Origin of the sequence: Lutibacter sp. (genome assembly GCF_013041805.1) — a bacterium.
GTDB lineage: Bacteria > Bacteroidota > Bacteroidia > Flavobacteriales > Flavobacteriaceae > Lutibacter.
This window is the reverse complement of record NZ_JABDRI010000088.1, coordinates 1-23,854: the sequence shown is the minus strand read 5'-3', so window position 1 is coordinate 23,854 and position 23,854 is coordinate 1. Positions and strand designations below refer to the sequence as shown.

18 protein-coding genes are annotated in these 23,854 nt (G+C 31.3%); 11 read left to right on the top strand and 7 right to left on the bottom strand.

The window, feature by feature from the left end; genetic code table 11:
• The 4 genes from HKP59_RS10815 to HKP59_RS10800 all read right to left on the bottom strand — a co-directional run.
• Positions 1-794, bottom strand: a 794-nt coding sequence (locus HKP59_RS10815) for a DUF1015 domain-containing protein (protein WP_291806716.1), incomplete at its 3' end; no start/stop codon positions are given.
• Positions 795-826: 32 nt separating this feature from the next.
• Complete coding sequence (locus HKP59_RS10810; RefSeq protein ID WP_291806714.1) at positions 827-1,777, bottom strand: D-2-hydroxyacid dehydrogenase; 951 nt, start codon at positions 1,775-1,777, stop codon at positions 827-829.
• Positions 1,778-1,791: 14 nt separating this feature from the next.
• Positions 1,792-2,862 carry a 3-phosphoserine/phosphohydroxythreonine transaminase gene (gene serC, locus HKP59_RS10805; RefSeq protein WP_291806713.1) on the bottom strand — a complete coding sequence of 357 codons (1,071 nt, stop codon included), beginning with the start codon at positions 2,860-2,862 and terminating at the stop codon, positions 1,792-1,794.
• Between the two features lie 82 nt (positions 2,863-2,944).
• Positions 2,945-4,006, bottom strand: a complete 1,062-nt coding sequence (locus HKP59_RS10800; RefSeq protein ID WP_291806711.1) for an acyl-CoA reductase — start codon at positions 4,004-4,006, stop codon at positions 2,945-2,947.
• Positions 4,007-4,050: 44 nt separating this feature from the next.
• On the opposite strand from HKP59_RS10800, the gene HKP59_RS10795 reads away from it, so the two are divergent.
• From HKP59_RS10795 to HKP59_RS10780, 4 genes are all read left to right on the top strand, one after another.
• Positions 4,051-4,401, top strand: a complete 351-nt coding sequence (locus tag HKP59_RS10795) for a 4Fe-4S dicluster domain-containing protein (protein ID WP_291806709.1) — start codon at positions 4,051-4,053, stop codon at positions 4,399-4,401.
• 53 nt (positions 4,402-4,454) lie between these two features.
• Positions 4,455-5,765 carry a PEGA domain-containing protein gene (locus HKP59_RS10790; protein ID WP_291806707.1) on the top strand — a complete coding sequence of 437 codons (1,311 nt, stop codon included), beginning with the start codon at positions 4,455-4,457 and terminating at the stop codon, positions 5,763-5,765.
• Between the two features lie 183 nt (positions 5,766-5,948).
• Entirely contained in the window at positions 5,949-6,644 is a 696-nt protein-coding gene (locus HKP59_RS10785; protein ID WP_291806705.1) for a copper homeostasis protein CutC, read from the top strand.
• Entirely contained in the window at positions 6,641-8,920 is a 2,280-nt protein-coding gene (locus tag HKP59_RS10780) for a sugar-binding domain-containing protein (protein ID WP_291806703.1), read from the top strand. Before HKP59_RS10785 ends, HKP59_RS10780 begins: the two co-directional genes overlap by 4 nt.
• Here HKP59_RS10780 and HKP59_RS10775 read toward each other — a convergent pair whose 3' ends face one another.
• From HKP59_RS10775 to HKP59_RS10765, 3 genes are all read right to left on the bottom strand, one after another.
• Positions 8,921-10,225, bottom strand: coding sequence for a M20/M25/M40 family metallo-hydrolase (locus tag HKP59_RS10775; RefSeq protein WP_291806700.1), 1,305 nt, complete (start codon positions 10,223-10,225; stop codon positions 8,921-8,923).
• A gap of 81 nt (positions 10,226-10,306) precedes the next feature.
• On the bottom strand, positions 10,307-13,237 hold the full coding sequence (locus HKP59_RS10770; RefSeq protein WP_291806698.1) for a GH92 family glycosyl hydrolase: 2,931 nt from the start codon (positions 13,235-13,237) through the stop codon (positions 10,307-10,309).
• 6 nt (positions 13,238-13,243) lie between these two features.
• Positions 13,244-14,506: a sugar MFS transporter gene (locus HKP59_RS10765; RefSeq protein WP_291806718.1), complete on the bottom strand. Its 1,263-nt coding sequence runs from the start codon at positions 14,504-14,506 to the stop codon at positions 13,244-13,246.
• A gap of 179 nt (positions 14,507-14,685) precedes the next feature.
• On the opposite strand from HKP59_RS10765, the gene HKP59_RS10760 reads away from it, so the two are divergent.
• The 7 genes from HKP59_RS10760 to HKP59_RS10730 form a co-directional block, all read left to right on the top strand.
• The gene (locus HKP59_RS10760) at positions 14,686-16,176 is read left to right on the top strand and encodes a DASS family sodium-coupled anion symporter (protein ID WP_291806695.1); all 1,491 of its coding nucleotides are present in this window, start codon (positions 14,686-14,688) and stop codon (positions 16,174-16,176) included.
• Between the two features lie 181 nt (positions 16,177-16,357).
• Positions 16,358-17,452 carry a redox-regulated ATPase YchF gene (gene ychF, locus HKP59_RS10755; protein ID WP_291806693.1) on the top strand — a complete coding sequence of 365 codons (1,095 nt, stop codon included), beginning with the start codon at positions 16,358-16,360 and terminating at the stop codon, positions 17,450-17,452.
• A gap of 115 nt (positions 17,453-17,567) precedes the next feature.
• Positions 17,568-19,424, top strand: a complete 1,857-nt coding sequence (locus HKP59_RS10750; RefSeq protein WP_291806689.1) for a DNA topoisomerase IV subunit B — start codon at positions 17,568-17,570, stop codon at positions 19,422-19,424.
• Positions 19,425-19,426: 2 nt separating this feature from the next.
• Entirely contained in the window at positions 19,427-22,036 is a 2,610-nt protein-coding gene (locus HKP59_RS10745; protein WP_291806686.1) for a DNA gyrase/topoisomerase IV subunit A, read from the top strand.
• A 348-nt stretch (positions 22,037-22,384) separates the two neighbouring features.
• Positions 22,385-22,882: a T9SS type A sorting domain-containing protein gene (locus HKP59_RS10740; protein WP_291806684.1), complete on the top strand. Its 498-nt coding sequence runs from the start codon at positions 22,385-22,387 to the stop codon at positions 22,880-22,882.
• Positions 22,883-22,885: 3 nt separating this feature from the next.
• Complete coding sequence (locus HKP59_RS10735) at positions 22,886-23,527, top strand: outer membrane beta-barrel protein (protein ID WP_291806680.1); 642 nt, start codon at positions 22,886-22,888, stop codon at positions 23,525-23,527.
• Between the two features lie 10 nt (positions 23,528-23,537).
• Positions 23,538-23,854 (top strand): hypothetical protein (locus tag HKP59_RS10730; RefSeq protein WP_291806678.1); only part of this gene is annotated, 317 nt, incomplete at its 3' end.

Below are 23,854 nucleotides of genomic sequence, written 5' to 3'. Positions count from 1 at the left end.
TTTAAATCTTTTACAACACGATTATAATCAATTATTTGTAATTGAGTATCCGGAAAATGAACTGCCATAAAATAGTTATAAGGCTCGTTTCCAGTATGGTTTGGATTTTTTTTACGAAACTCTTCACTCATTCCTGCAGCTGCAGCTGTTCTATGATGTCCATCTGCAACATATGTAAATGGAACTTTATCTTTAAAAAGTTCTTCTAATTTTTTATTTGTATTACCGTCTTTTATTACCCAAAAATGATGACCAAATCCATCTTCAGCGGTAAAGTCGTATTCTGCAACGTTATTAGATACAATTTCTGAAACGATAGCATCAATTTCTGGAACTGCTCTATATGTAAAAAATACAGGTTCAATATTTGCTTCTAAAATTCTCGAGAGAACTTTACGGTCTTCTTCCTTATCTGGTCGTGTTAATTCATGTTTTTTGATAACTCCATCTATATAATCTTGGCATGAAGCCGCACCAACAATACCGTATTGCGTTTTACCATTCATGGTTTGTGCATAAATGTAATAACTAGCTTCCGTATCTTGAACTAAGAATTTTTTATGCTGAAAATTTTCAAAATTTGATTTAGCATGCAAATACACTTCCTCGGAATGAGAATCTATTCCATTCTCAAACTCGATTTCTGCACGGGTAATTCGTAACAATGAAGCTTCTTTTCCTTCAGCCATTTCAAAAGCCTCCTCAGAGTTCATTACATCATATGGTAAACAAGCAACTTCTTCAATAATTTCTTTTGGAGGTCGAAGTCCTTTAAAGGGTTTAATTATAGCCATTAGTTTTATATTTGGGAATTAAGTTTGTTGATTTATTTTAGAATTTCAATAATTTGTTGTGCGAGTTCTGTTCCAATTCTATCTTGCGCTTCACCCGTTGCAGCTCCGATATGTGGAGTTAAGGAAAGGCTTGGATTCATTAATAATTGGATTTCAGGAGTAGGTTCATTTTCAAAAACATCTAATGCACCACCTAAAATTTGCCCTTCTTCAATTGCTTTAACTAAGGCAACTTCATCAATAACACCTCCACGAGCAGCATTAACAATAATAGCACTATTTTTCATAAGTTTAAACTCATTTGTTGAAATAATGTATTCATTTTGAGCAGGCACGTGTAAAGAGATAAAATCAGATTCTTTTAAAACTTCCTCTTTGCTTATTGTATTAATATTAAAGAAAAGAGCTTGATGGTCGAAAAATTCTAATTCTAAATTTACAGCATCAATAAACGGGTCATAAGCAATTACCTTCATTCCAAGGCCTAAAGCAACTTTTGCTGTAGCTTGACCAATTCTTCCAAAGCCAATTAAACCAAGAGTTTTTCCCTTTAATTCAATACCTTTTGCGTATGATTTTTTATACTGTTTAAATTTTGTATCTCCTTCTAATGGCATGTTTCTGTTAGAATCATGTAAAAAACGAGCCAAACCAAATAAATGAGCAAATACAAGCTCAGCTACTGAATGTGAAGAAGCCGCAGGCGTATTTATAACATGCATTCCTTTTTCTTTTGCATATTCAACATCTATATTATCCATACCAACACCGCCACGACCAATAATTTGTAATGAATCACAATTGTCAATAATATCTTTTCTAACTTTAGTAGCACTTCTTACTAGGAGCACTGAAATTTCATTATCATTGATATAATTCACCAATTGATCTTGAGCAACTGTAGTTAAATCTACTTCAAAACCTGCATTTTTAAGTGCTGTTACACCACTCGCTGCTATTCCGTCATTTGCTAATACTTTCATTCTAAATTTATTTTTTATGATAATTTTTTTTCTAATTGTTGCATTGCATCCACTAATACTTGTATGCTTTCAATTGGCATTGCATTATAAATACTTGCTCTATATCCACCTACAGATCGGTGACCTTTAATTCCGCTAATTCCAGCATCATTCCAAATGGCATCAAATACTTCTTTGTCAGCTTCATTGGTTAGGTTAAAAGTTACATTCATAAGAGAACGATCTTCTTTTTCTGCAAATCCTTTAAAATGAGGATTTCTATCAATTTCTGCATACAATAAAGCAGCTTTTTGTTCATTTATTTTTTCAATAGCAGGAATTCCACCTAAATTTTTAAGCCATTCAAGTGTTAACATAGACACATATACTGGAAATACAGGAGGTGTGTTAAACATGCTGTCTTTACTAATATGAACTTGATAATCTAACATTGAAGGAATAGCTCTACCGGTTTTTCCTAATACTTCATCTTTAACAATTACCAATGTAGTTCCTGCCGGACCCATATTTTTTTGAGCACCCGCATAAATTAAATCAAATTTACTTACATCAATTTGTTTAGAAAAAATATCAGAACTCATATCACAAACCAACAAAGAATCAGTTGTTGGGAATTGTTTAAATTGTGTTCCATAAATGGTGTTATTTGATGTGCAATGCACATAGTCAACACCTGATGGAATGGTATAATTTTTTGGAATGTAATTATATGTTTTGTCTTTCGATGACGCTATAACGTCTACATTTCCTAATAATTTTGCTTCTTTTACTGCTTTTGCACTCCAAGCTCCAGTATCTAAATAAGCTGCAGTTCCATCAACTTTTAATAAGTTGTATGCAGCCATTAAAAATTCTAAACTGGCTCCACCTTGTAAAAATAGTACGGAATAGCCTTGAGGAACTTGTAATAATTCTTTAACTAAATTACGAGCATTCTCCATCACTTCAACAAATTCTTTACTTCTGTGTGAAATTTCAATAAGTGATAAATTTATATTGTTAAAGTTTACAACAGCTTCTGAAGCTTTTTTTAAAACTTCTTGCGGTAAAATACACGGACCTGCACTAAAATTATGTTTTTTCATTTTTGTTTTAAACTATGAATTAAATTGTCTAGCAAATTTCGTAAAAAAGAATCAAAGCACGTCCTTATCTTGAAAAAATATGTTAGATATTTAACAAAAACGATATAGTGTCAATACCATCAGCATAGTCCCATAATTTTGGATGTTGAGTTTGTCCAAACTTTACAAAATCTGAATCATTTTTTGAACCTACAATACATTGAATTTTTTCCTTATCAATGTGCAATTGATTTGTTAAATTTTTATATGAATCGTAATATTCATAAAATAATGTTGCGATTGGTGAAGAATAACTTGTGTCTTCTTTTAACATAATAAATCCATTTTCTTGTAGTTTATATAAACTCATAAGATATACGGCTTTATTATAATCGTAATTATTTTCGTACTTTTTGTAGTTGATAATGTCTTTAAATTTATATAAAGCATTAAAAAGAGGCTCAAAATTATAATTTTTTGGAACGAATATTTTTGAAACACTTCTACAACCCAATCCAAAATATTGGAAAATGTCTTCACCTAAAGCTTCTAATTCTTCTTGAGTTTCATCACCAGTTAGAATAGCGACAGAGTTTCGGTTATTTCTGATAATTGTTGGGTATTTTCCAAAGTAATATTCAAAATACCTCACGGTGTTATTACTTCCTGTAGCAATAACAGCATCAAAATTAGATAAATTGTTATCTGTAAATTTAATTTTAGTTTTAAAATAAGGATTGTAATACTCTAAAAATTTAGCAACTAAAGGTAATAAGTGTTTATCATTTGAAGATTGTTTTGCAATAACACTATGACCTGAAATTAATACCGATAAAAAGTCGTGGAATCCCACTAAAGGGATATTTCCTGCCATAATTATTGCAACTGTTTTATCGTCTTTAATTTGATCAAAATTGTACTTTGAAGTCCATTTTTGAAGATTTTCTTTAGTTAATGCATTACTCCAACTTTCAAATGCTTTCAAAACATTTGATTTATTAAACCAACCATTAAATTCATGAGCTCTGTTAATTTGCATTTCAAAAGCATCAAAAAATAGATTATTGAATTCAGAATCATTCTTTTTTTCAATTTTAGTAGTGTTAAATTGTCTCAAAAACTCTCCAAGTGCTACAAATGCTTCAATCCGTTGGTCTAAATTCATTGTGATAATAATTTTATATTTGCAAAAATAATCTAAATAATAGTATGGCAATAAAAATAACAGATGAATGTATTAATTGTGGAGCTTGTGAGCCAGAATGCCCAAATAATGCAATATATGAAGCCGCTGAAAATTGGAAGTTTTCTGATGGTACTTCGCTTAGAGGTTCTGTACTATTGCCAAATGGTAAAAAGTTCAATGCTAATGAAGAACAAGAGCCATTAGACGATGAAATATATTTTATTGTAGCAGATAAATGTACTGAGTGTAAAGGGTTTCATGATGAGCCACAATGCGCAGCAGTTTGCCCAGTAGATTGTTGTGTGCCAGATGATGAGAACGAAGAAACGGATGAGCAGCTAGAAGCTAAAAAACTATTTTTACATAATGAATAATTGTTCAAATTACTTATATTAGCTTTTTTACTAACTAAAATAAATTAAAAATTATGATAAGGAATTTTGTTTTATTTCTAATAATTGGCGTAACATTTTCAAACTCTTTTGCACAAAGTAAAATTGTTGTAACATCAAATTTTCCAGATGCAAAAATATTTAAAATGGCTGGCACTACTAAAATTGAGCCTGCTTTAGGTATTGGATCTGTTGAGTTAAGATTGAGTAAAAAAGAAATGAATAGGATTGTTATTGAAAAAGAGGGGTTTGAACCTTTAATTCAAGAATATCCTAGAACAAGAAAATGGCCTAAAAACGTTCAGGTAACTCTTGAAAACAGAGTTGTTGAAATAAATGCTGAACCTTATGATGCTCAAATTTATATTGATGGGAATTATGTAGGAGTTAAAAATCATCAATTAATCGTGAAAAAAGATGAAAGTCCAACTTTAGAGATTAAAAAGAAAGGTTACAAGCCAGTAATTAAGACTTATTACAATTCAGATGGAAAGGATGTGCCTCCTTTAAGAGAGGTTTTGAAGTTGGAAGATAGAATAGTACAGGTAAAAGTGACACCAGCTGATACTGAAATATTTATTGACCAGAATCCGAGAGGGATTGGTTCAGCAGAAGTTATTATTCCTAAAAATCAATGCGTTTTGGTTCAAGCGAAAAAGGAGGGCTATGTGTTAGAAGAAAAAGTATTTTGTAATAAGGAAAATGATGTAGTTCCACCATTTAATTATAATTTTACTTTAAAAGATAGAATTGTAAAAATTGTAACAACGCCAAGTGATGCTGAAATTAAAGTTGACGGTAAAGTTGTTGGGCTTGGAGATTATGATCTAAAAGTTCCTGAAAATAATTGTGTAGAAGTTATAATAGCTAAAGAGAGTTATTTAACTGTTAAAAAAAATTACTGCAATTCTAAAGATTATCAAGAACCACCAATTAGAGATCATATGGAGTTAGTGGAAGATGAAGCATATAGAACATCAATTTCTACAGATTTAGCGAATGTGAATTTCACAATTGTAGTGAATCCCAAGATTGCTGAAGGAGATGCTTGGAAGTTGTTAAGTTCTATTGTTACTACAGAATTTGATGTGTTAGAAGTTATTGATAAAGATACTGGTTATATGAGAACAGCTTGGCAAGTTCAAAGCTTTAATGGTGAAAGCACAATTAGAACTAGAATTATTGTAAAGTTAGGAGATTCGAATCCTTTGAAATATGTGATGAAAATTAGTAGTGAAAGAGCGGATGGTGTTGTTAGTGTTAAAGAAGATCAAGATTTTGAAGAATGGAATAGGATTTTAAAGAAGTATAAAAATGTAATTGAAGAAGCACAGTCTAGATTATAAAGATTCTATAAAAATCCCAAAATTTATTTTTGGGATTTTTTATTTTTAAATTTGAGGTTCAAAAAGTTTTCTTCATATAAGTTGATAACTTCCATATTAATAATTAAAAAATTAGGAAGGTGTTAATAAATTCCTTCATACTTTTAGAAAAGTAATTATTAATTCTAAAAATTCCATAGCATCATGAATTTTGAGGTTTGCACAGATACTTTTGAAGGTGCCAAAATTTCCGCAAAATTGGGAGCCAAGCGAATAGAGTTATGCGCGGCATTATCGCTTGGTGGTTTAACGCCGAATTTTGGATTAATTAAACAATGTGCTAACAGATCTAACATAGAAGTTCATGCGATGATTCGCCATAGAGAAGGGAATTTTCATTATTCATTAGAAGATGTTGAAATAATGAAAATTGATATTGAACAAGCAAAAATAGCAGGTGCGCACGGTGTGGTTTTTGGAATTTTAAACGAGAAGAACGAAGTTTCACTTCTTAATCAAGAACTTGTTAATCTTGCAAAATCGTTCGATTTAGAAGTTACTTTTCATAGAGCTTTTGATTTTGTAGTTGATTATCAATCAGCAATTAGTAAGTTAATTGAGCTAAAGTTTGATAGATTGCTAACTTCAGGATTACAAGCTACAGCAGAAAAGGGCTTAGATGTTATATCTTATTTACAAGCTCATTATGGTAATCAAATTCAAATTATGGCAGGAAGTGGAGTTAACGCCTCAAATGCTCTAAAAATAGCTAGTTCAGGAATCAATAATTTGCATTTTACTGCTCGAAAAATAATTTCAAATGACTCTAAGTTTGATATGGGAAAACAACAAATTGTTGATGAAGAGAAAATCACTAATATTATAAATCAATTTAAATGAATCGTTTCATTATAAGTTTACTTATTGCAAGTGCTCTACTTTCTTGTTCAAGAATTGAGCCAGCACAATCTATACTCATAGATAGTAATTGGAAATTTTCCAAAGAAAATGATACTACCTATTACAAGGCAACGGTTCCGGGTGTTATCCATACTGATTTATTAGAAAATAATCGTATTGAAGATCCATTTTTGGAAACGAATGAATTAAAACTACAATGGATTGAAAATGAAAATTGGACCTATAAAACTAATTTCACTTTAACAAATAAGGAATTAAATCAAGAGCAAATTGAAATTGAATTTGAAGGCTTAGATACGTACGCAACTGTTTTCTTAAATGGCACGAAAATAATTGAAGCATCGAATATGTTTCGGACTTGGAAAGCAGATATTAAAAAGTTTTTAAATGAGGGAGAGAATATTTTGGAAGTAAATTTTGTTTCTCCAATCAATTATAATCGTGAAAAGGTTGAAAGCTATCCTTATAAATTGCCTTCTGGTAACGAAACGGTAGATGTAAAAGTGAGTGCGTTCACCCGTAAGGCCGCCTACCAATTTGGTTGGGATTGGGGGCCTCGTTTTGTAACTTCAGGAATTTGGAAAAATGTAAAAATTAATATGTGGAATACGGTACGGATAGATGATATTTTTGTTCAAACCGATTCAATTAATAATAGTAAAGCATTCATTTCTGTTCAAGTAGATATTGAGGGAAGTAAAACGAATGAAGTAAATTTAGAGTTAAAACTTAAAAAAGAAAATGGTGAAGAATTAATAAAATTAATTCCATTGGTTATAAAAAAAGGAAATCAAACCATTCAGCAAAAATTAGAAATTGAAAATCCAAATTTATGGTGGCCAAATGGTATGGGTTCACCGAACTTGTATGAATTGACTGTTGAATTGAAACACGACAATCAACTATTTGATATAAAACGGCAAAATTTTGGGATTAGAACCATTGAGTTAATTCAAGAAGAAGATAAAATAGGCACTTCATTCTATTTTAAAGTGAATGGAAAGCCAATATTTATGAAAGGAGCTAATTATATTCCTCAGGATGTTTTTTTGCCTAGAGTCACTAATAGATCTTATCAAAAAATTATTGAAAAAGTAGTGAAATCTAATATGAATATGTTGCGAGTTTGGGGTGGTGGTATTTATGAAAAAGATATATTTTATGAGTTGTGTGATAAAAACGGAATTTTAGTTTGGCAAGATTTTATGTTCGCCGGAAGTTTATATCCTTCCGATACAGAATTTTTAGAAAATATTAAGCAAGAAGTAATAGATAACGTAACCCGATTAAGAAAACACCCAAGTATTGCTTTATGGTGTGGAAATAATGAAATAGAAGTAGCTTGGAAAAATTGGGGTTGGCAGCAGCAATTTGGTTATACGAAAAAAGACTCCCTTGAAATTTGGAATTCCTATAAAAAAATATTTCAAGATTTAATTCCAAATACGTTGAAAGAGTTAGATTCAAAAGCAACGTATGTGCATACATCTCCGCTAAGCAATTGGGGGAATTCAGAAAATTTTAACCACAACAGTATGCATTATTGGGGAGTTTGGCATGGAAAAGAACCCTTCAAGAACTTTAAAAAAAACGTTGGAAGATTTATGGTTGAGTATGGTTTTCAATCTTTTCCATCTATGAAAACAATACAAACTTTTGCTTCAGATTCTAGTTTATCTTTAGATTCTAAAACAATGGTAAACCGCCAAAAAAGTTATATTGGTAATGGGTTGATTTCAAAACATATAAATAGTTGGTTTCAAACACCAGATTCATTTCAAGACTTTGTGATTAAAAGTCAGAAAACACAAACTATTGCTTTGCAAACAGCCATTCAAAGTCATAGACAACAATCACCACACTGTATGGGTACCTTATTTTGGCAACTGAACGATTGCTGGCCAGGACCGAGTTGGAGTATTATCGATTATTATGGACGTGAAAAAGATGCATTTAATACAGTAAAAGAGAACTTTAAGTCGGTAATTGCAGTTTTAAATAATAAAAAAAATGAGATTGAAATTATTTCAGATTTAACTATAGATTTTAATGGAATTATTCAAATTAAATTAAAGCAATCACCATTTTCGAAAATAATTTTTGAAAAGGAATTTTTTATACAGTCTAATTCGAAATTGGTAATTCCATTTCCTAAAACAAAAGCCCCAAAAACTGGAGCTTATGCCTTAAATATTATATTAAAAGACGGAAAAAATTATACCATCTATTCAGATGATGTTAGAATTATAAACTAACTATTTTTTCTGATTTATGAGTCTGTAAATTAATAAAGCTGCTCGTTGTGTAAGCTCTTTAAAATGAGTTAATTCTATGTATTCATTGGCAGTGTGAGCGCCTTTTCCCATAGTCCCAAGTCCGTCTAAACAATTCGCATAATTTGCTACAAATGAAATGTCACCTGCACCTCTCTTACTAGGATCGTAGGCTTCAACTTCTCCTTTTCCCATAGCTTTACTAATACCATCTAAAACTTTGAGAACTTCATAATTACCTGGTGTAGGTTTCATGGGAGGATATTTTAATTCAAAAGTAATAGTTGCTGAAGTTTGTGGTAAATTATCCGCAACAATTTCTTTCATTTTAACTACAGTATTTTGAAGTTGCTCATCCGTTAAACATCTTAAATCTCCAGATACAATTGTTGTTGGTGCTACAATATTTGTTTTTCCGGAGGCAGTTCCTTTTCCTTGAGCTTTATCAAAACTAGCTGCTGTTCCGCCAACAATAGTAGCAGCATTGAATGTTAAATTTTGTTCTGGTAATTCAGTATAAAATGTGTTGAGAATTCTTGCCGTTTCATAGATAGATCCTGCACCCACTTTTTCAGTAAATATACCTGAAGAATGTGCTTGAATCCCTTTAGTTTCTAATAACCAATTTCCAGAACTTCTTCTAGCAACAGTGGCATAATTAAGACCCGTGGCACCTTCATACCCTAATGCTATATCGCTGCGTTTAGCTGCATCAATTAAATCTTTTCTGCTAATACTAACTGGTAGTCCCACTTTTTCTTCATCTCCCGAAAAAGCAGCTATAATCTGCGTATTTTTTAAAACTCCAGTTTCATATAAAGCCTTTAAAGCATATAATATAATAATATTACCACCTTTCATATCTCCAATTCCAGGACCATAAAATTTAGTTCCATCTCTTTTTGCTTCTTGAAACGGGCTATCTTCTTCAAAAACAGTATCTAAATGTCCAATAAGAAGTAATTTTTTGCCTTTCACCTTTTTAGTTGAAAGTTCACAAAATAAATGTCCAGCTCTACCAATTTCATCTGGCATTGGAATCCAAGTATTCGTAAAACCTATTTTTTTAAATTCTTCAGAAAAAAGATCTCCTACTTTTTTTACACCTTCAAGATTCATCGTTCCGCTGTTTATATTAACAGCTTTTTCTAATAATAAAATGGCTTCTTCATTATTTTGTTCAACTTGGGTAAGTATTTTTTTCTCTATAGCGCTTAATTTTTGAGCAGTTGCACTAAAAGCGATAAATAGTGTCAATACTGTGAGATGTAGTTTTAGATTTTTCATAAAAAGAATTATTGTTTGGAAGTAAAACTAACTAAAAATATTGAGATTTTGTGATGCGGTTGTTACTTGTATGAATAATGACTATTCAATACTAATTTCATCTATAAAAATCCAAGAATCACCTCCAGCTCCTAAATGCCAGTCAGGACAAACGCCAAAGTTTTTTGCACTCATTTTTATATAACGAGCTTTTGTAGTTGTATTAAACCCAAATTCTTTAGTAAAAGAACCTTCTTGCTTAAGACTAAAGTCATTTTTAATTTGTTTCAATTTTGTAAAGTCTTTGCCATTAGAAGAAATGTAAAAATCTACGTATTCAGGAAACCAAATCCACGAACGATTGTCTTGTAAAAAACCAGCAGAAATAGTGGTAATTTGTTCAATTTTTCCTAAATCTACAATAGCTTCAACGTCTTGACCTTGGTACCCTTGCCAAAAACCAGTCCTAAAGTTATTACTTCCTTTCAATCTATCAATTAAAGCATTGTTACCTTCAGCTGCATATTGATTGGCGTATGTTGAATTCAATGTGATTGCTCTGCCTGGTTTTATTTTTAAAAATTCACTTTTTACTTGGTTGCTTTTTTTTCCATTTTTATCAATTGAAACCGCTGTAATAGTGGTGGTTTCAGTAATAGTTATTGGATTTTTATATGTTAACCAAGTTGGATTTTCCGTATTTCCTAAATAATAGCTGATTTCGCAATCGGTACAATTGTTTCCTAACGTAATTTCTAAGGATGTTGTAAATGTTTTCTTTTCTGCATTTACAAATGGTACCGGAACAATTAGATGTTCTGTAATTTCAGAAATAGGAATGTTATTATTTCCTACACCAAATTCTTTTGAAGGTGTTTTTCCCATTTCAAATACCAATTCACCATTTTTCATTAAGTCTTTATGAAGTAGATAGGATTTGGAATATTTTTCACCATTTAGAGAAGCAGATTGGATGTATTTGTTTTCATCGGACAAATTTTTTGCAATAATTTTAAATGAATTTCCATTTTCTAAATGATAAGTCACTTCATTAAAAGTAGGTGCTCCAATCACATAGTAATTTAAGCCAGGTGTAACTGAATAAAACCCAGATGCACTTAGTACAAACCAAGCACTCATTTGTCCACAATCTTCGTTACCTGATAACCCATCAGGAGCGTTCCAATATTGTTCATCCATAATTTGCTTTACACGCTCTTGAGTTTTCCAAGGTTTTCCAATAAAATTATACAAATAAGCCATATGATGACTTGGTTCGTTACCGTGTGCATATTGTCCAATTAAACCAGTAATATCGGCTTGATGCCGACCCGTAGTTTCTGAATTGGTAGTAAATAAGTCGTCTAAGCGTTGTTCGAAATTATCATTTCCACCAAATAATTGAATTAACCCTGAAATATCTTGTGGTGCGAATAAGGAATATTGCCAAGAATTGGCTTCCGTGTAATTAAAATTAACTTCAGAAGGGTCGAAGGGTTTAAACCAGCCACCGTTTAAGCGGGCTCTCATGAAGTTAGAAGTTGGGTCGAAACTATTCTTATAAGATTGAGCTCTTTGTATAAATTCAGTATACGTTTTGGTATCACCTTGAGCTTTTGCAAATTGTGCGATACACCAATCATCATAGGCATATTCAAGTGTTTTTGAAACAGATTCAGCTTCATCTCCAGCTCGTATGTATCCATATTTTTTATAAGATTCTAACCCAAAATGATTTAGATTTGCACCGTAAATCATTGCTTCTAACGCTTTTTTTGAATCAAAATCTTGTAAACCTTTATTGAAGGCATCTGTAATAACTGAAACGGAATGATAACCAATCATACATTCAGTTTCGTTACTACTTAATTCCCAAACAGGTAATCTTCCACCTTGCTCATAATGTCTTAAAAATGTATGTATGAATTCGTTGGTGCGTTTTTGTTCAATTATAGAATAGAGTGGGTGAGCAGCTCTAAACGTGTCCCATAATGAAAAAACGGTGTAGGTTGAATTGAGCGTGTCTTTATGAAATTTTTGATCCATACCTCTATAATTTCCGCTAACATCAGAAAATGTATTTGGAGCAATCATAGTATGGTATAACGCCGTATAAAAAACAGTTAATTTATCTTCGTAATTACTTTTAACATCAATTTTATTTAATGCTTTTTCCCATATGTTTTTGGCATTTTCTTTATAAAAATTAAAATCCCAACTTTCAGCTTCATTTTTTAAATTTTCTTTAGCCCCTTCAACGCTTACTGTTGAAATACCTACTTTAACAATAAGGTTTTTTGTGTCATTTTTAAATGATAATATTTTATAGATTTTATTGTTTTTAACTTCGTCCTTTATTTTTTCAATTTTAAAAGGTGCAGAAAACTCCATATAAAAAAATACGTGTTGATTAGTTGCCCAAGCTTCAGATTGTCTAAAACCGGATATAGAAGTATTTTCTTCGATAGTTATTTCTGAATTTAAAACTTTATCTCTATGATTTAAATCTAACAGTATTTTATGGCCTCTTTCTTTGTTAAAGGTATATTTATGAATTCCAACTCGGGTGGTTGCAGTAAGTTCAACATCCACTTCTGAATTATTTAAGTGAACTTTATAAAAACCAGGTTTTGCACTTTCATTCTCTTTTTTAAATGTAGATGGAATTAGTATTTGATTTTCAATATCATCGAGCGAAATCTTTTCTGAAGAATTAAAAGGCATTAACAATACATCACCATAATCTGAAATACCTGTGCCACTTAAATGTGTATGTGAAAACCCGTAAATAATAGAATCTGTGTTATGATAACCAGAACAGCCATCCCAACCAGTTAAACGTGTATCTGGACTTAATTGTACCATTCCAAAAGGTAAAGTTGCGCCAGGAAAAGTATGTCCGTGTCCACCAGTTCCAATAAATGGATTTACCAATTCATAAGCTGACTTTTTACTAAATTTTTCAGGAATTTCTTTCGTACAAGAACTAAAAATGATGACTGTAAAAATTAGAAAATAAAAAGAAGTTTTCATTTCAATTTAATTTTGAGTAAATGATTGAATGAATGAATTACTTTTTCTAGCAAAATAAAAAATATAGAAATAACATATCACCATTAAAAATAAAGCAGGTTTAAAATCAAATTGATCTGTAAAAAAACCATAAAGAGGAGGAATAATAGCACCTCCCACAATAGCTGTACATAAAATACCCGACGCTTGAGGTTTGTAATTTCCTAATCCACTCAAGGAAAGTGTAAAAATTGTTGGAAACATTATAGAGTTGAACAACCCAACCAATAAAATAGATATCATGGCAACTAAGCCATTTGTTAACATAGATATGGCTAATAAGGTGATTGCCATTGTTGCAAATATGGCAAGTACTTTTGAAGGCTCAATAATTTTGGTTAAATAAGCACCAATAAATCTTCCAACCATTGCTCCAGACCAATAAAATATAACAAATGCACCAACAATAGCCTTATTATCAACATTTATAAGATTTTGTTGAAGAATGCTTTCAGAAATAGTTGACATCCATTGCGTGCTTTTAATTATTTCAGCCATATTCATGTCTAAAAAATAATTCACTAAATAACTTCCAATGGTAACTTCAGCACCGACATATAAAAAAATACCAACAGCACCCATTTTTAAAACTTTATGCTTTAAAGCTTCACTATAACCGAAACCTTCTTTTTTCTTTAGAATATTGGGTAGTTTTATCAATGAAACAACAAACGCTAATAGTAACAACGAAATTGCTAAAACTAAAAATGGATTTTGAACCGCAGAAGCTTCGGCTATAAGATAGGCTTCTTTTGCAGTAGAGGATAAATTGTTAATGTCGTTGCTATTTTTAATTGAATCGCTTAATAAGAAAAGCGCTCCAAAAGCAGGAGCAATGGCAGTTCCTAAAGAATTAAAAGCTTGAGATAAATTTAACCTGCTTGAAGCTGTTTCTTCGGACCCTAAAACGGCTACATACGGATTTGCAGCTACTTGTAAAACTGTCATTCCACCGGCTAATACAAAATACCCTATTAAGAATAAATGAAATAACCTATAAGATGCAGCAGGATAGAATAACAAACATCCTATTCCCATAATTCCTAATCCCAATAAAATCCCCTTTTTGTAACCAATTTTTGATAAAATCCATCCTGATGGAATTGAAAGCAATCCGTAAGCCATAAAAAATGCAAATTGAACTAACCCAGCTTGAAAAAAAGTTAACTCAAATACTTCCCTTAGTCTGGGAATTAGTGAATCTACTAGGACAGTAATAAAACCCCACATAAAAAATAGAGAGGTTAAAATTGCAAATGCTTTGTTGTATTTTTTTGTTGCTTCCAAAAGATAAAATTTTTAAGATTTAAAGGTATAAAAAATTATGGCATAAGCGTCACGTTATAAATTGTAGAATTATGGATGAATTATAAATTTGATATGAAGTATTTTTTGCGTAAAATTGTTCCATGTTAGCCAATCTTAAAAGTACTTACAGAATTTTATTATTTATCACAGCAATAATTGTTTCTGTCGTTATGTATCTTTTAATTCCTTCCGAAACTTATCCAAAAGCTCCGTATGTAGCAGCGATGATTGCCCTTATGGCTTTTTTATGGGTAACAGAGCTTATTCCACTATCAGTTACATCATTAATTCCTATTGTATTTTTACCAGCTATTGGCGTTGGGAGTTTGAGTGAGATTACGTCTTATTATGCAAAACCAATAATATTTTTATTTCTAGGAGGTTTTTTACTTGCTATTGGAATTCAGCAAACGGGATTGCATAAGCGCATTGCTTTATTTTTATTAAAAAAAATTGGCGATAAGCCCCAATTTATAGTACTTGGTTTTATGCTTACAAGTGCTCTTTTAAGTATGTGGATTTCAAATACAGCAACCGTTATGGTTTTAATGCCTGTTGGGTTATCAGTAATTGAAGCGGCTAGGAATAATGGACTTTCAGGTAAAAAATTAGCTAATTTTGCTTTAGGTATTATGCTAGGATTAGCATATGCAGCAGATATTGGAGGAATGTCCACCTTAATAGGGACACCACCAAATTTAGTTTTTTTGGAAATGTATACTGAATTGTTTCCTACACTAGCTCCTGTAGATTTTGTAACCTGGATGATTATGGTTCTGCCAATTAGTATTTCATTTTTATTTTTTGGATGGCTTATTTTAACAAAAATTGTTTTTAAGTTACCTTCAAAACGTTTGTTAGGTGGTCATGAATTTATAGAGAAAGAATACCTTAAATTAGGTAAAATGTCACCTGATGAAAAAAGAGCTGGGCTTATTTTTTTAATTGCAATTGTGTTATGGTTAACAGGTTCAGATCTGTTGATTGGAGATAATTTTATGTTAACAGGTTGGCGTACTGCTTTAAATTTACCAGAGGTTAAAGATGCTTCAGTTGCAATTTTTACGGCATTATTATTATTTATTGTACCATCGTACAAAAAAAAACGAAAAGCAATTTTAAATTGGGAAGATACTAAAGAGTTACCTTGGGGAATTTTATTGTTATTTGGAGGTGGATTAGCATTGGCAGGTGGTTTTCAAATATCGGGATTAGGACAAATTGTGGGAAATGAATTTTCACAATGGAGTTTAACATCGACAAGTACCGCTGTTTTTTCAGTTTCATTTATCATGACATTCCTTACAGAAATTACGTCAAACACAGCAATTACAAATCTTATTTTACCAATAATCTCTGAAGTTTCAAAAGTGTTAGAAATTGATCCAAGACTTTTAATGATTCCAGCAACATTATCGGCAAGTTGTGCATTCATGATGCCTGTAGCTTCACCAACTCAAGCCATTGTATTTGGATCAGGTTATGTTTCTATGAAAAACATGATTAAAGGTGGTTTAATTTTCAATATTGTAGGAACTATTTTAGTTTCGGTTATTTTTTTAGTTTGGGGTACTTATATTTTAGGTATTTAAAACTATAAGCTCCAAACTAAATTACCCCAAAAACAAGTAATCTTATTTTGTTCGGTTCACAAATAAAAAACGGTATAAATTTTTAGGTTATTTAGCGCAATTTTATACCTAAATTTTAGAAAAATCATTTTTAGTATTTACAAAACTTAATACTATATTTGCAGCGCTAAAAATTTAAATTATGAAGGCAGGAATTGTAGGATTACCAAATGTTGGAAAATCAACGTTATTTAATTGTTTATCAAATGCAAAGGCGCAAAGTGCAAACTTTCCATTTTGTACTATTGAACCAAATATAGGCGTTGTTAACGTTCCAGATAGCAGAGTAGCTAAATTAGAAGAATTAGTAAAGCCAGAACGCGTACAAATGGCAACCGTTGATATTGTAGATATTGCAGGTTTGGTAAGAGGAGCTAGTAAAGGGGAAGGTTTAGGAAATCAGTTTTTAGCAAATATTAGAGAAACTGATGCGATTATACACGTGATTCGTTGTTTTGATAATGATAATATTATTCATGTTGATACGACCATTGATCCAATTAGAGATAAAGAAACAATTGATTTTGAGTTGCAGCTAAAAGATTTAGAAACGTTAGATAAAAAACTTGAGAAAGTTAAAAAAACGGCAAGAACGGGGAATAAAGAAGCTCAAAAAGAATTAGAAGTTTTAGTAAGAGCAAAAGAAGGATTAGAGGCTGCTATTTCAGTTAGAGCTATTAATTTTACAGCAAAGGAACGTGAAGAATATATAGCGCCCTTGCAATTAATAACTGATAAGCCGGTTTTATATGTGTGTAATGTTGATGAAGGTTCAGCTGTTCAGGGAAACGATTATGTAAAAGCATTAAAGGAAGCAGTAAAAAATGAAAATGCTGAAGTTATTATTTTAGCAGTGGCTACTGAAGCTGATATTACTGAGTTAGAAACTTTTGAAGAGCGTCAATTATTTTTAGAAGATTTGGGATTAGAAGAACCAGGAGCATCTGTTTTAATTAGGGCAGCATATAAATTATTAAAACAACAAACTTATTTTACTGCCGGAGTAAAAGAGGTTAGAGCTTGGACTATAAACATTGGTGATTCTGCTCCACAAGCGGCTGGCGTAATTCATACCGATTTTGAAAAAGGATTTATTAGAGCTGAAGTTATTGCTTACGACGATTTTGTAAGTTATGGTAGTGAAGCAAAAGTAAAAGAAGCTGGTAAAATGAGAGTGGAAGGAAAAGAATATATTGTGAAAGATGGTGATGTAATGCATTTTAGATTTAACGTATAAATAATTATCAATATAAAATTGTTCGCAAGTCTGTTAATATTTTTAGCAGACTTTTTTTTATATTTTAAGTCAAAATAGTACTTTAGCAACTCTTCAAGAAATTTATTAGAATTTAATGGCCGAACAAACAAAGTATACAGAGGATAATATCCGTTCACTCGATTGGAAAGAGCATATAAGAATGCGTCCTGGAATGTATATTGGTAAGTTAGGCGATGGTTCCTCACCCGATGATGGAATTTATATTCTAATAAAAGAAGTCCTAGACAACTCTATTGATGAGTATGTGATGGGAGCGGGCAAAACCATTGAGGTTTCTGTGAAAGACGAAACCGTAACAATTAGAGATTATGGTAGAGGAATACCATTAGGAAAAGTAGTTGACGTGGTCTCTAAAATGAATACTGGTGGAAAGTACGATTCAAAAGCTTTTAAAAAATCAGTTGGATTAAATGGTGTCGGTACCAAAGCGGTGAATGCACTTTCGTCATACTTTAAAGTTCAATCTATTAGAGACAATCAAACGGCATTTGCTGAATTTTCTGCAGGAAATATTACCCTAAATGAAAAACCTCAAGAATCATCTTTAAGAAAAGGAACAAAAGTCACCTTCGTTCCAGATAAAGAAATTTTCACCAAATTTAAATATCGAAACGAATACATTGTGAAAATGATTAAAAACTATGTGTATTTAAACACTGGTTTAACAATTGTTTTTAATGGAGAGAAATATCATTCTGAAAATGGTTTAAAAGATTTATTAGAAGAAAATATAGCTGATGAGTTTATGTTATTTCCAATCATTCATTTAAGAGGTGAAGATATTGAAGTAGCAATTACCTATAGTAAAGCTCAATATAGTGAAGAATATCATTCTTTTGTGAATGGACAGCATACCACTCAAGGTGGAACCCATCAAAATGCATTTAGAGAAGCTGTTGTAAAAACGATAAGAGATTATTTTGGTAAAAATTATGAAGCTTCTGATATTCGTAAATCGATTGTTTCTGCAATTAGTGTTAAAGTAATGGAGCCCGTTTTTGAGAGTCAAACTAAAACTAAACTGGGTTCTACAGAAATGGGAGGTGGTTTACCTACGGTAAGAACATTTATTTCAGATTTTGTAAAAACAAATTTAGATAATTATTTACATAAAAATCCTACCACCGCAGAAAGAATTCAGAAGAAAATTCTTCAGGCAGAAAAAGAGCGCCGAGACCTATCGGGTATTCGTAAATTAGCCCGTGAACGTGCTAAAAAAGCTAGTTTACACAATAAAAAGTTACGTGATTGCAGAGTTCATTTAAACGATTTAAAAAAAGATGATCGTTTAGAAAGTACTTTATTTATTACAGAAGGAGATTCAGCAAGCGGATCGATTACAAAATCGAGAAATGTGAATACGCAAGCAGTGTTTAGTTTACGTGGAAAGCCGTTGAATTCATACAATATGAATAAAAAAATTGTTTATGAAAATGAAGAGTTTAATTTATTACAGGCAGCGTTAAATATAGAAGATGGCCTTGAAAATTTGCGTTATAATAATATTGTAATTGCTACGGATGCCGATGTAGATGGAATGCATATTCGACTGTTATTAATTACATTCTTTTTACAGTTTTTCCCTGAATTAATTAAAGAAGGACATTTATATATTTTAGATACTCCGTTATTTAGAGTGCGTGATAAAAAACAAACTTTTTATTGTTATTCTGAAGACGAACGAAAAGATGCAATAAATAAATTAAAAGGAAAGCCAGAAATTACCCGATTTAAAGGTTTAGGGGAAATTTCACCTGATGAATTTGTTAATTTTATTGGAGATGATATACGTTTAGATCCGGTGATGTTAGATAAAGAAACCTCCATTGATAAATTATTGGAGTTTTATATGGGGAAAAATACCCCAGACAGACAAAAATTTATTATTGAAAATTTGAAAGTTGAATTAGATATTGTAGAAGAAGCGTAGCTATGCAAGAAGAGGAATACAACGAAGAATACAGCGAAGAATTTGGAAACCAAGAGACCATTACCAAGGTAACAGGTATGTATAAAGATTGGTTTTTAGATTATGCTTCTTATGTTATATTAGAGCGTGCCGTTCCCGGTATTAGAGACGGTTTTAAACCAGTACAACGTAGAATTTTGCATTCAATGAAAGATTTGGATGATGGTCGATACAACAAAGTAGCAAATATTGTTGGTCACACTATGCAATATCATCCCCATGGAGATGCATCCATAGCAGATGCAATGGTGCAAATTGGACAAAAAGAATTGCTCATTGATATGCAAGGAAACTGGGGGAATATTTTAACTGGTGACCGTGCTGCAGCTTCTCGTTATATTGAAGCTCGTTTATCAAAATTTGCATTGGATGTTGTTTTTAATCCAAAAACTACGAATTGGCAAGCTTCCTATGATGGAAGAAGAAAAGAACCAATTGATTTACCGGTAAAATTCCCCATGTTGTTGGCGCAAGGTGCTGAAGGTATCGCGGTTGGACTTTCAACTAAAATATTACCACATAATTTTAAAGAATTAATAGATGCTTCAATTAAACATTTACGAGGGAGAAGCTTTACTTTAGTTCCTGATTTTTTAACTGGTGGAATTGCAGATGTATCAGCTTATAATGATGGAAAACGAGGAGGTAAAATTCGAATACGAGCAAAAATTTCTCAGCACGATAAAAGAACATTGGTAATTACCGAAATTCCTTTTGGAACTACCACTACAACGTTGATAGATTCTATTTTAAAGGCGAATGATAAGGGGAAAATTAAAATCAAGAAAATTGAAGACAATACTTCAGCCAATGTTGAAATTTTAGTTCACTTACCTTCAGGAATTTCACCAGATAAAACAATTGATGCTTTATATGCATTTACCAATTGTGAAAACTCGATTTCGCCATTATGTTGTGTTATTGAAAATAACAAACCAGTTTTTATTGGAGTTTCTGAAATTTTAAAACTCTCAACAGATCATACCCTTGAATTATTAAAGCAAGAATTAGAAATTCAATTAAACGAGTTAGAAGAACAATGGCATTTTGCTTCGTTAGAACGTATTTTTATTGAAAATAGAATTTACCGAGATATCGAAGAGGAAGAAACATGGTTAGGTGTAATTAAAGCAATTGATGAAGGTTTAAAACCTCACATTAAACATTTGAAACGTGCAATTACTGAAGAGGATATTGTTCGTTTAACAGAAATTAGAATTAAGAAAATATCAAAATTTGATATTGATAAAGCTAAGCAGTTTATTGAAAGTTTAGAAGATAAAATTGCAGCGGTAAAAAATCATTTGGAGAACTTAATAGATTTTGCAATTGATTATTTCAAAAATCTGAAAACAAAATACGGTAAAGGGAAGGAGCGTAAAACAGAAATTCGTTTGTTTGATGATATAGTCGCTACAAAAGTGGTGATGCGTAACACAAAATTGTATGTAAATAGAGAAGAAGGTTTTGTAGGAACTTCTTTAAAGCGTGATGAGTATGTTGATGACTGTGCAGATATTGACGATGTAATTGTGTTTAGAAAAGATGGGGTTATGATGATTACAAAGGTTGACGCTAAAACATTTGTTGGTAAAGACATTATTCATGTCGCTGTATTTAAAAAGAATGATAAGCGTACAGTTTACAATATGATGTATAGAGATGGAAGAAGTGGCCCAAGCTATATGAAACGCTTTAATGTTACCGGTGTAACTCGTGACAAAGAATATAACTTAACGGCAGGAAATAAAGCTTCGGTTGTACTTTATTTTACTGCAAATCCTAATGGTGAGGCTGAAGTAGTTACCATAAATCTTAGGGCTGTTGGAAGCATTAAAAAGCTGAAATGGGATATTGATTTTTCAGATTTAGCTATTAAAGGTAGAGGCTCTAAAGGAAATATTGTTTCAAAATATACTATCAAAAAAATTGATTTAAAGTCAGAAGGTGTATCTACCTTAAAACCTCGTAAAATTTGGTTTGATGAAGTGGTACAACGTTTAAATGTTGATGGTAGAGGTGATCTACTAGGTGAATTTAAAGGTGAGGATAGATTATTGATTATCAATCAAAAAGGAGTTGTAAAAACTATAAAACCTGAATTAACTACGCATTTTGATGCGGATATGATTGTGTTAGAAAAATGGATTCCAGAAAAACCAATTTCAGCCATTTATTTTGATGGAGAAAAAGAAAAATATTTTGTAAAACGCTTTATGATTGATAATCCGAATAAAGAAGAAATCTTTATTTCAGAACATCCAAAATCTCAACTAGAAATTGTAGCTACAGATTATCGACCTATGGCAGAAGTTATTTTTTCAAAACGAAGTTTAGAACCTATAGAAGTGAATTTTGAAGAGTTTATAGCCGTTAAAGGAATTAAAGCTCTTGGAAATCAATTAACTACCGATAAGATAAAACAGGTGAACATGTTAGAGCCGCTAACATATGAAGCTCCTATAATTAATGAAGTAGAAGTAAATGATGAAGAAATTATAGATGATGGCACTTTAGACTCTGAAGATAAAACGAAAGAGAGCGATAATGATGGCCAAACTGCTTTGTTTTAAAATTTAAGACTTCTTAGTTGGATTACTCCGTAAACCCTAGTACTGCACATTATACTCTTTTTTAAATTTAATGGTTTTAAAAATGTATTCTATTTAAAGAAGTATATCTACCATAGTATTACTATAAACAAATGTGCTTATTAATTAATCGTCACTACGTAGTACTACGTAAAAAATACGTAGTACTACGTATTTCGTAATAGAACCATAAGGTTTATTTTTGAGCAATATTATACGTTATAATTATTTATTAAAGTTTAAAAACTTAATGTAGACTTATTATAATTAAGGTTTATTGATGATAGATAATAATTTATGTGTAAATTTAGATAATTAACTAAACCATTTATGAAAAAAACTACCTTACTAATTATAGTAATTTCTTTTCTTGTTTTAAATGTAAATTCCCAAGAGCTAATGCGCTCTGCATTGGGTGTTTCAGGATCTTCAACAACACTAACAAACAATTCCAAAACATATGTTATACAGCAAAGCGTTGGTCAAGGCAGTGTTATTGGTAAATTTCAGTCCAATGGTATAATTGTAAGGCAAGGTTTTATTCAGCCTCCATCAATTTCAAGTAAAGTGATACTAGAAGAAACCAATCTAGAGGCCCTTATTTATCCTAATCCTGTAAATAATGAATTAAACATTTCCTTTAATGAGCTGGTAAAAGAGCCATTAACAATTCAAATTTTTGATATGCTAGGGAGAAATATCTTTACTAAAAACAGCGAAGCTGCACAAAAGCTAAGTATTGATGTTGGTTTTTTAGCAAGCGCACAATATATATTTCTTGTGAATACGGGTCAAAAACAATTTAAAGCTAACATAATTAAAAGATAAAACATGAAAAAAATTACATTACTATTTTTCCTTTTTTTAGGAATAAATTCCTTTGGACAACAGCTCTATATTGAAGCAGGTAAAACACTGTCTTCATTTGATTATAAAAATTCAAATGGTAGTAGACTAGATAATTTACAAGCTACCTCGCAAAGTTTTATGACAATGGGATATAGAAAGCAAATTCTAACAAAAAATTTATACGGGTCTGTAGGAACTAGCTACGCGGGTTATGGCGCCATAGGAAGTGATGATACAGTTGGGAATTTTTTTGAATGGAATATGAATTATTTAGAATTTAATGTAGGTTTAGATTATGAACTATTAACAATGAACAAATTTAAGTTTTATGTTAAAGGAACAGCATCTGCAGAATTTTTACTACAAGGAACACAGACGCTAAATAGTATGGTAATCGATTTAAAAAACAATGATGATTTTGATAAAACTCTTTTTGACTTTAGAGGAGGATTAGGAGTTTCACATAAGATTTCGGATGATTTATCATTTTATGTACAGTTTATGTATGGAAAAAGTTTAAAATTAAAAGATGGAACAGCGAATACGAATGACCAAGAAGAATTAAGAATAATTAGTAAAAACGTAAGCTTTGGTTTATTAATTAATTTATCAAATAAAAATTAAAATATAAAATATGAAAAGACTACTATTTATACTGGTATTATTTGTTACGCTAGGTTTATCAGCTCAAACTGATGGTTTGAGTTATCAGGCTGTTATCATTAATCCAAATGTACAGGAGCTACCAGGTTCAGATGTAACGGGTAATATTTATCCAAACAAGAGTTTATCAGTACGTTTTACGGTATCTGGTTCACAGGGAATAGAATTTCAAGAAGTACAAACAACCAGCACAGATGCTTATGGTATGATTAATTTGGTGATAGGTCAAGGATCTTCATCTGTAGGGTCATTTGGAGCTATTAATTGGGATGGTACACAAAAGGAATT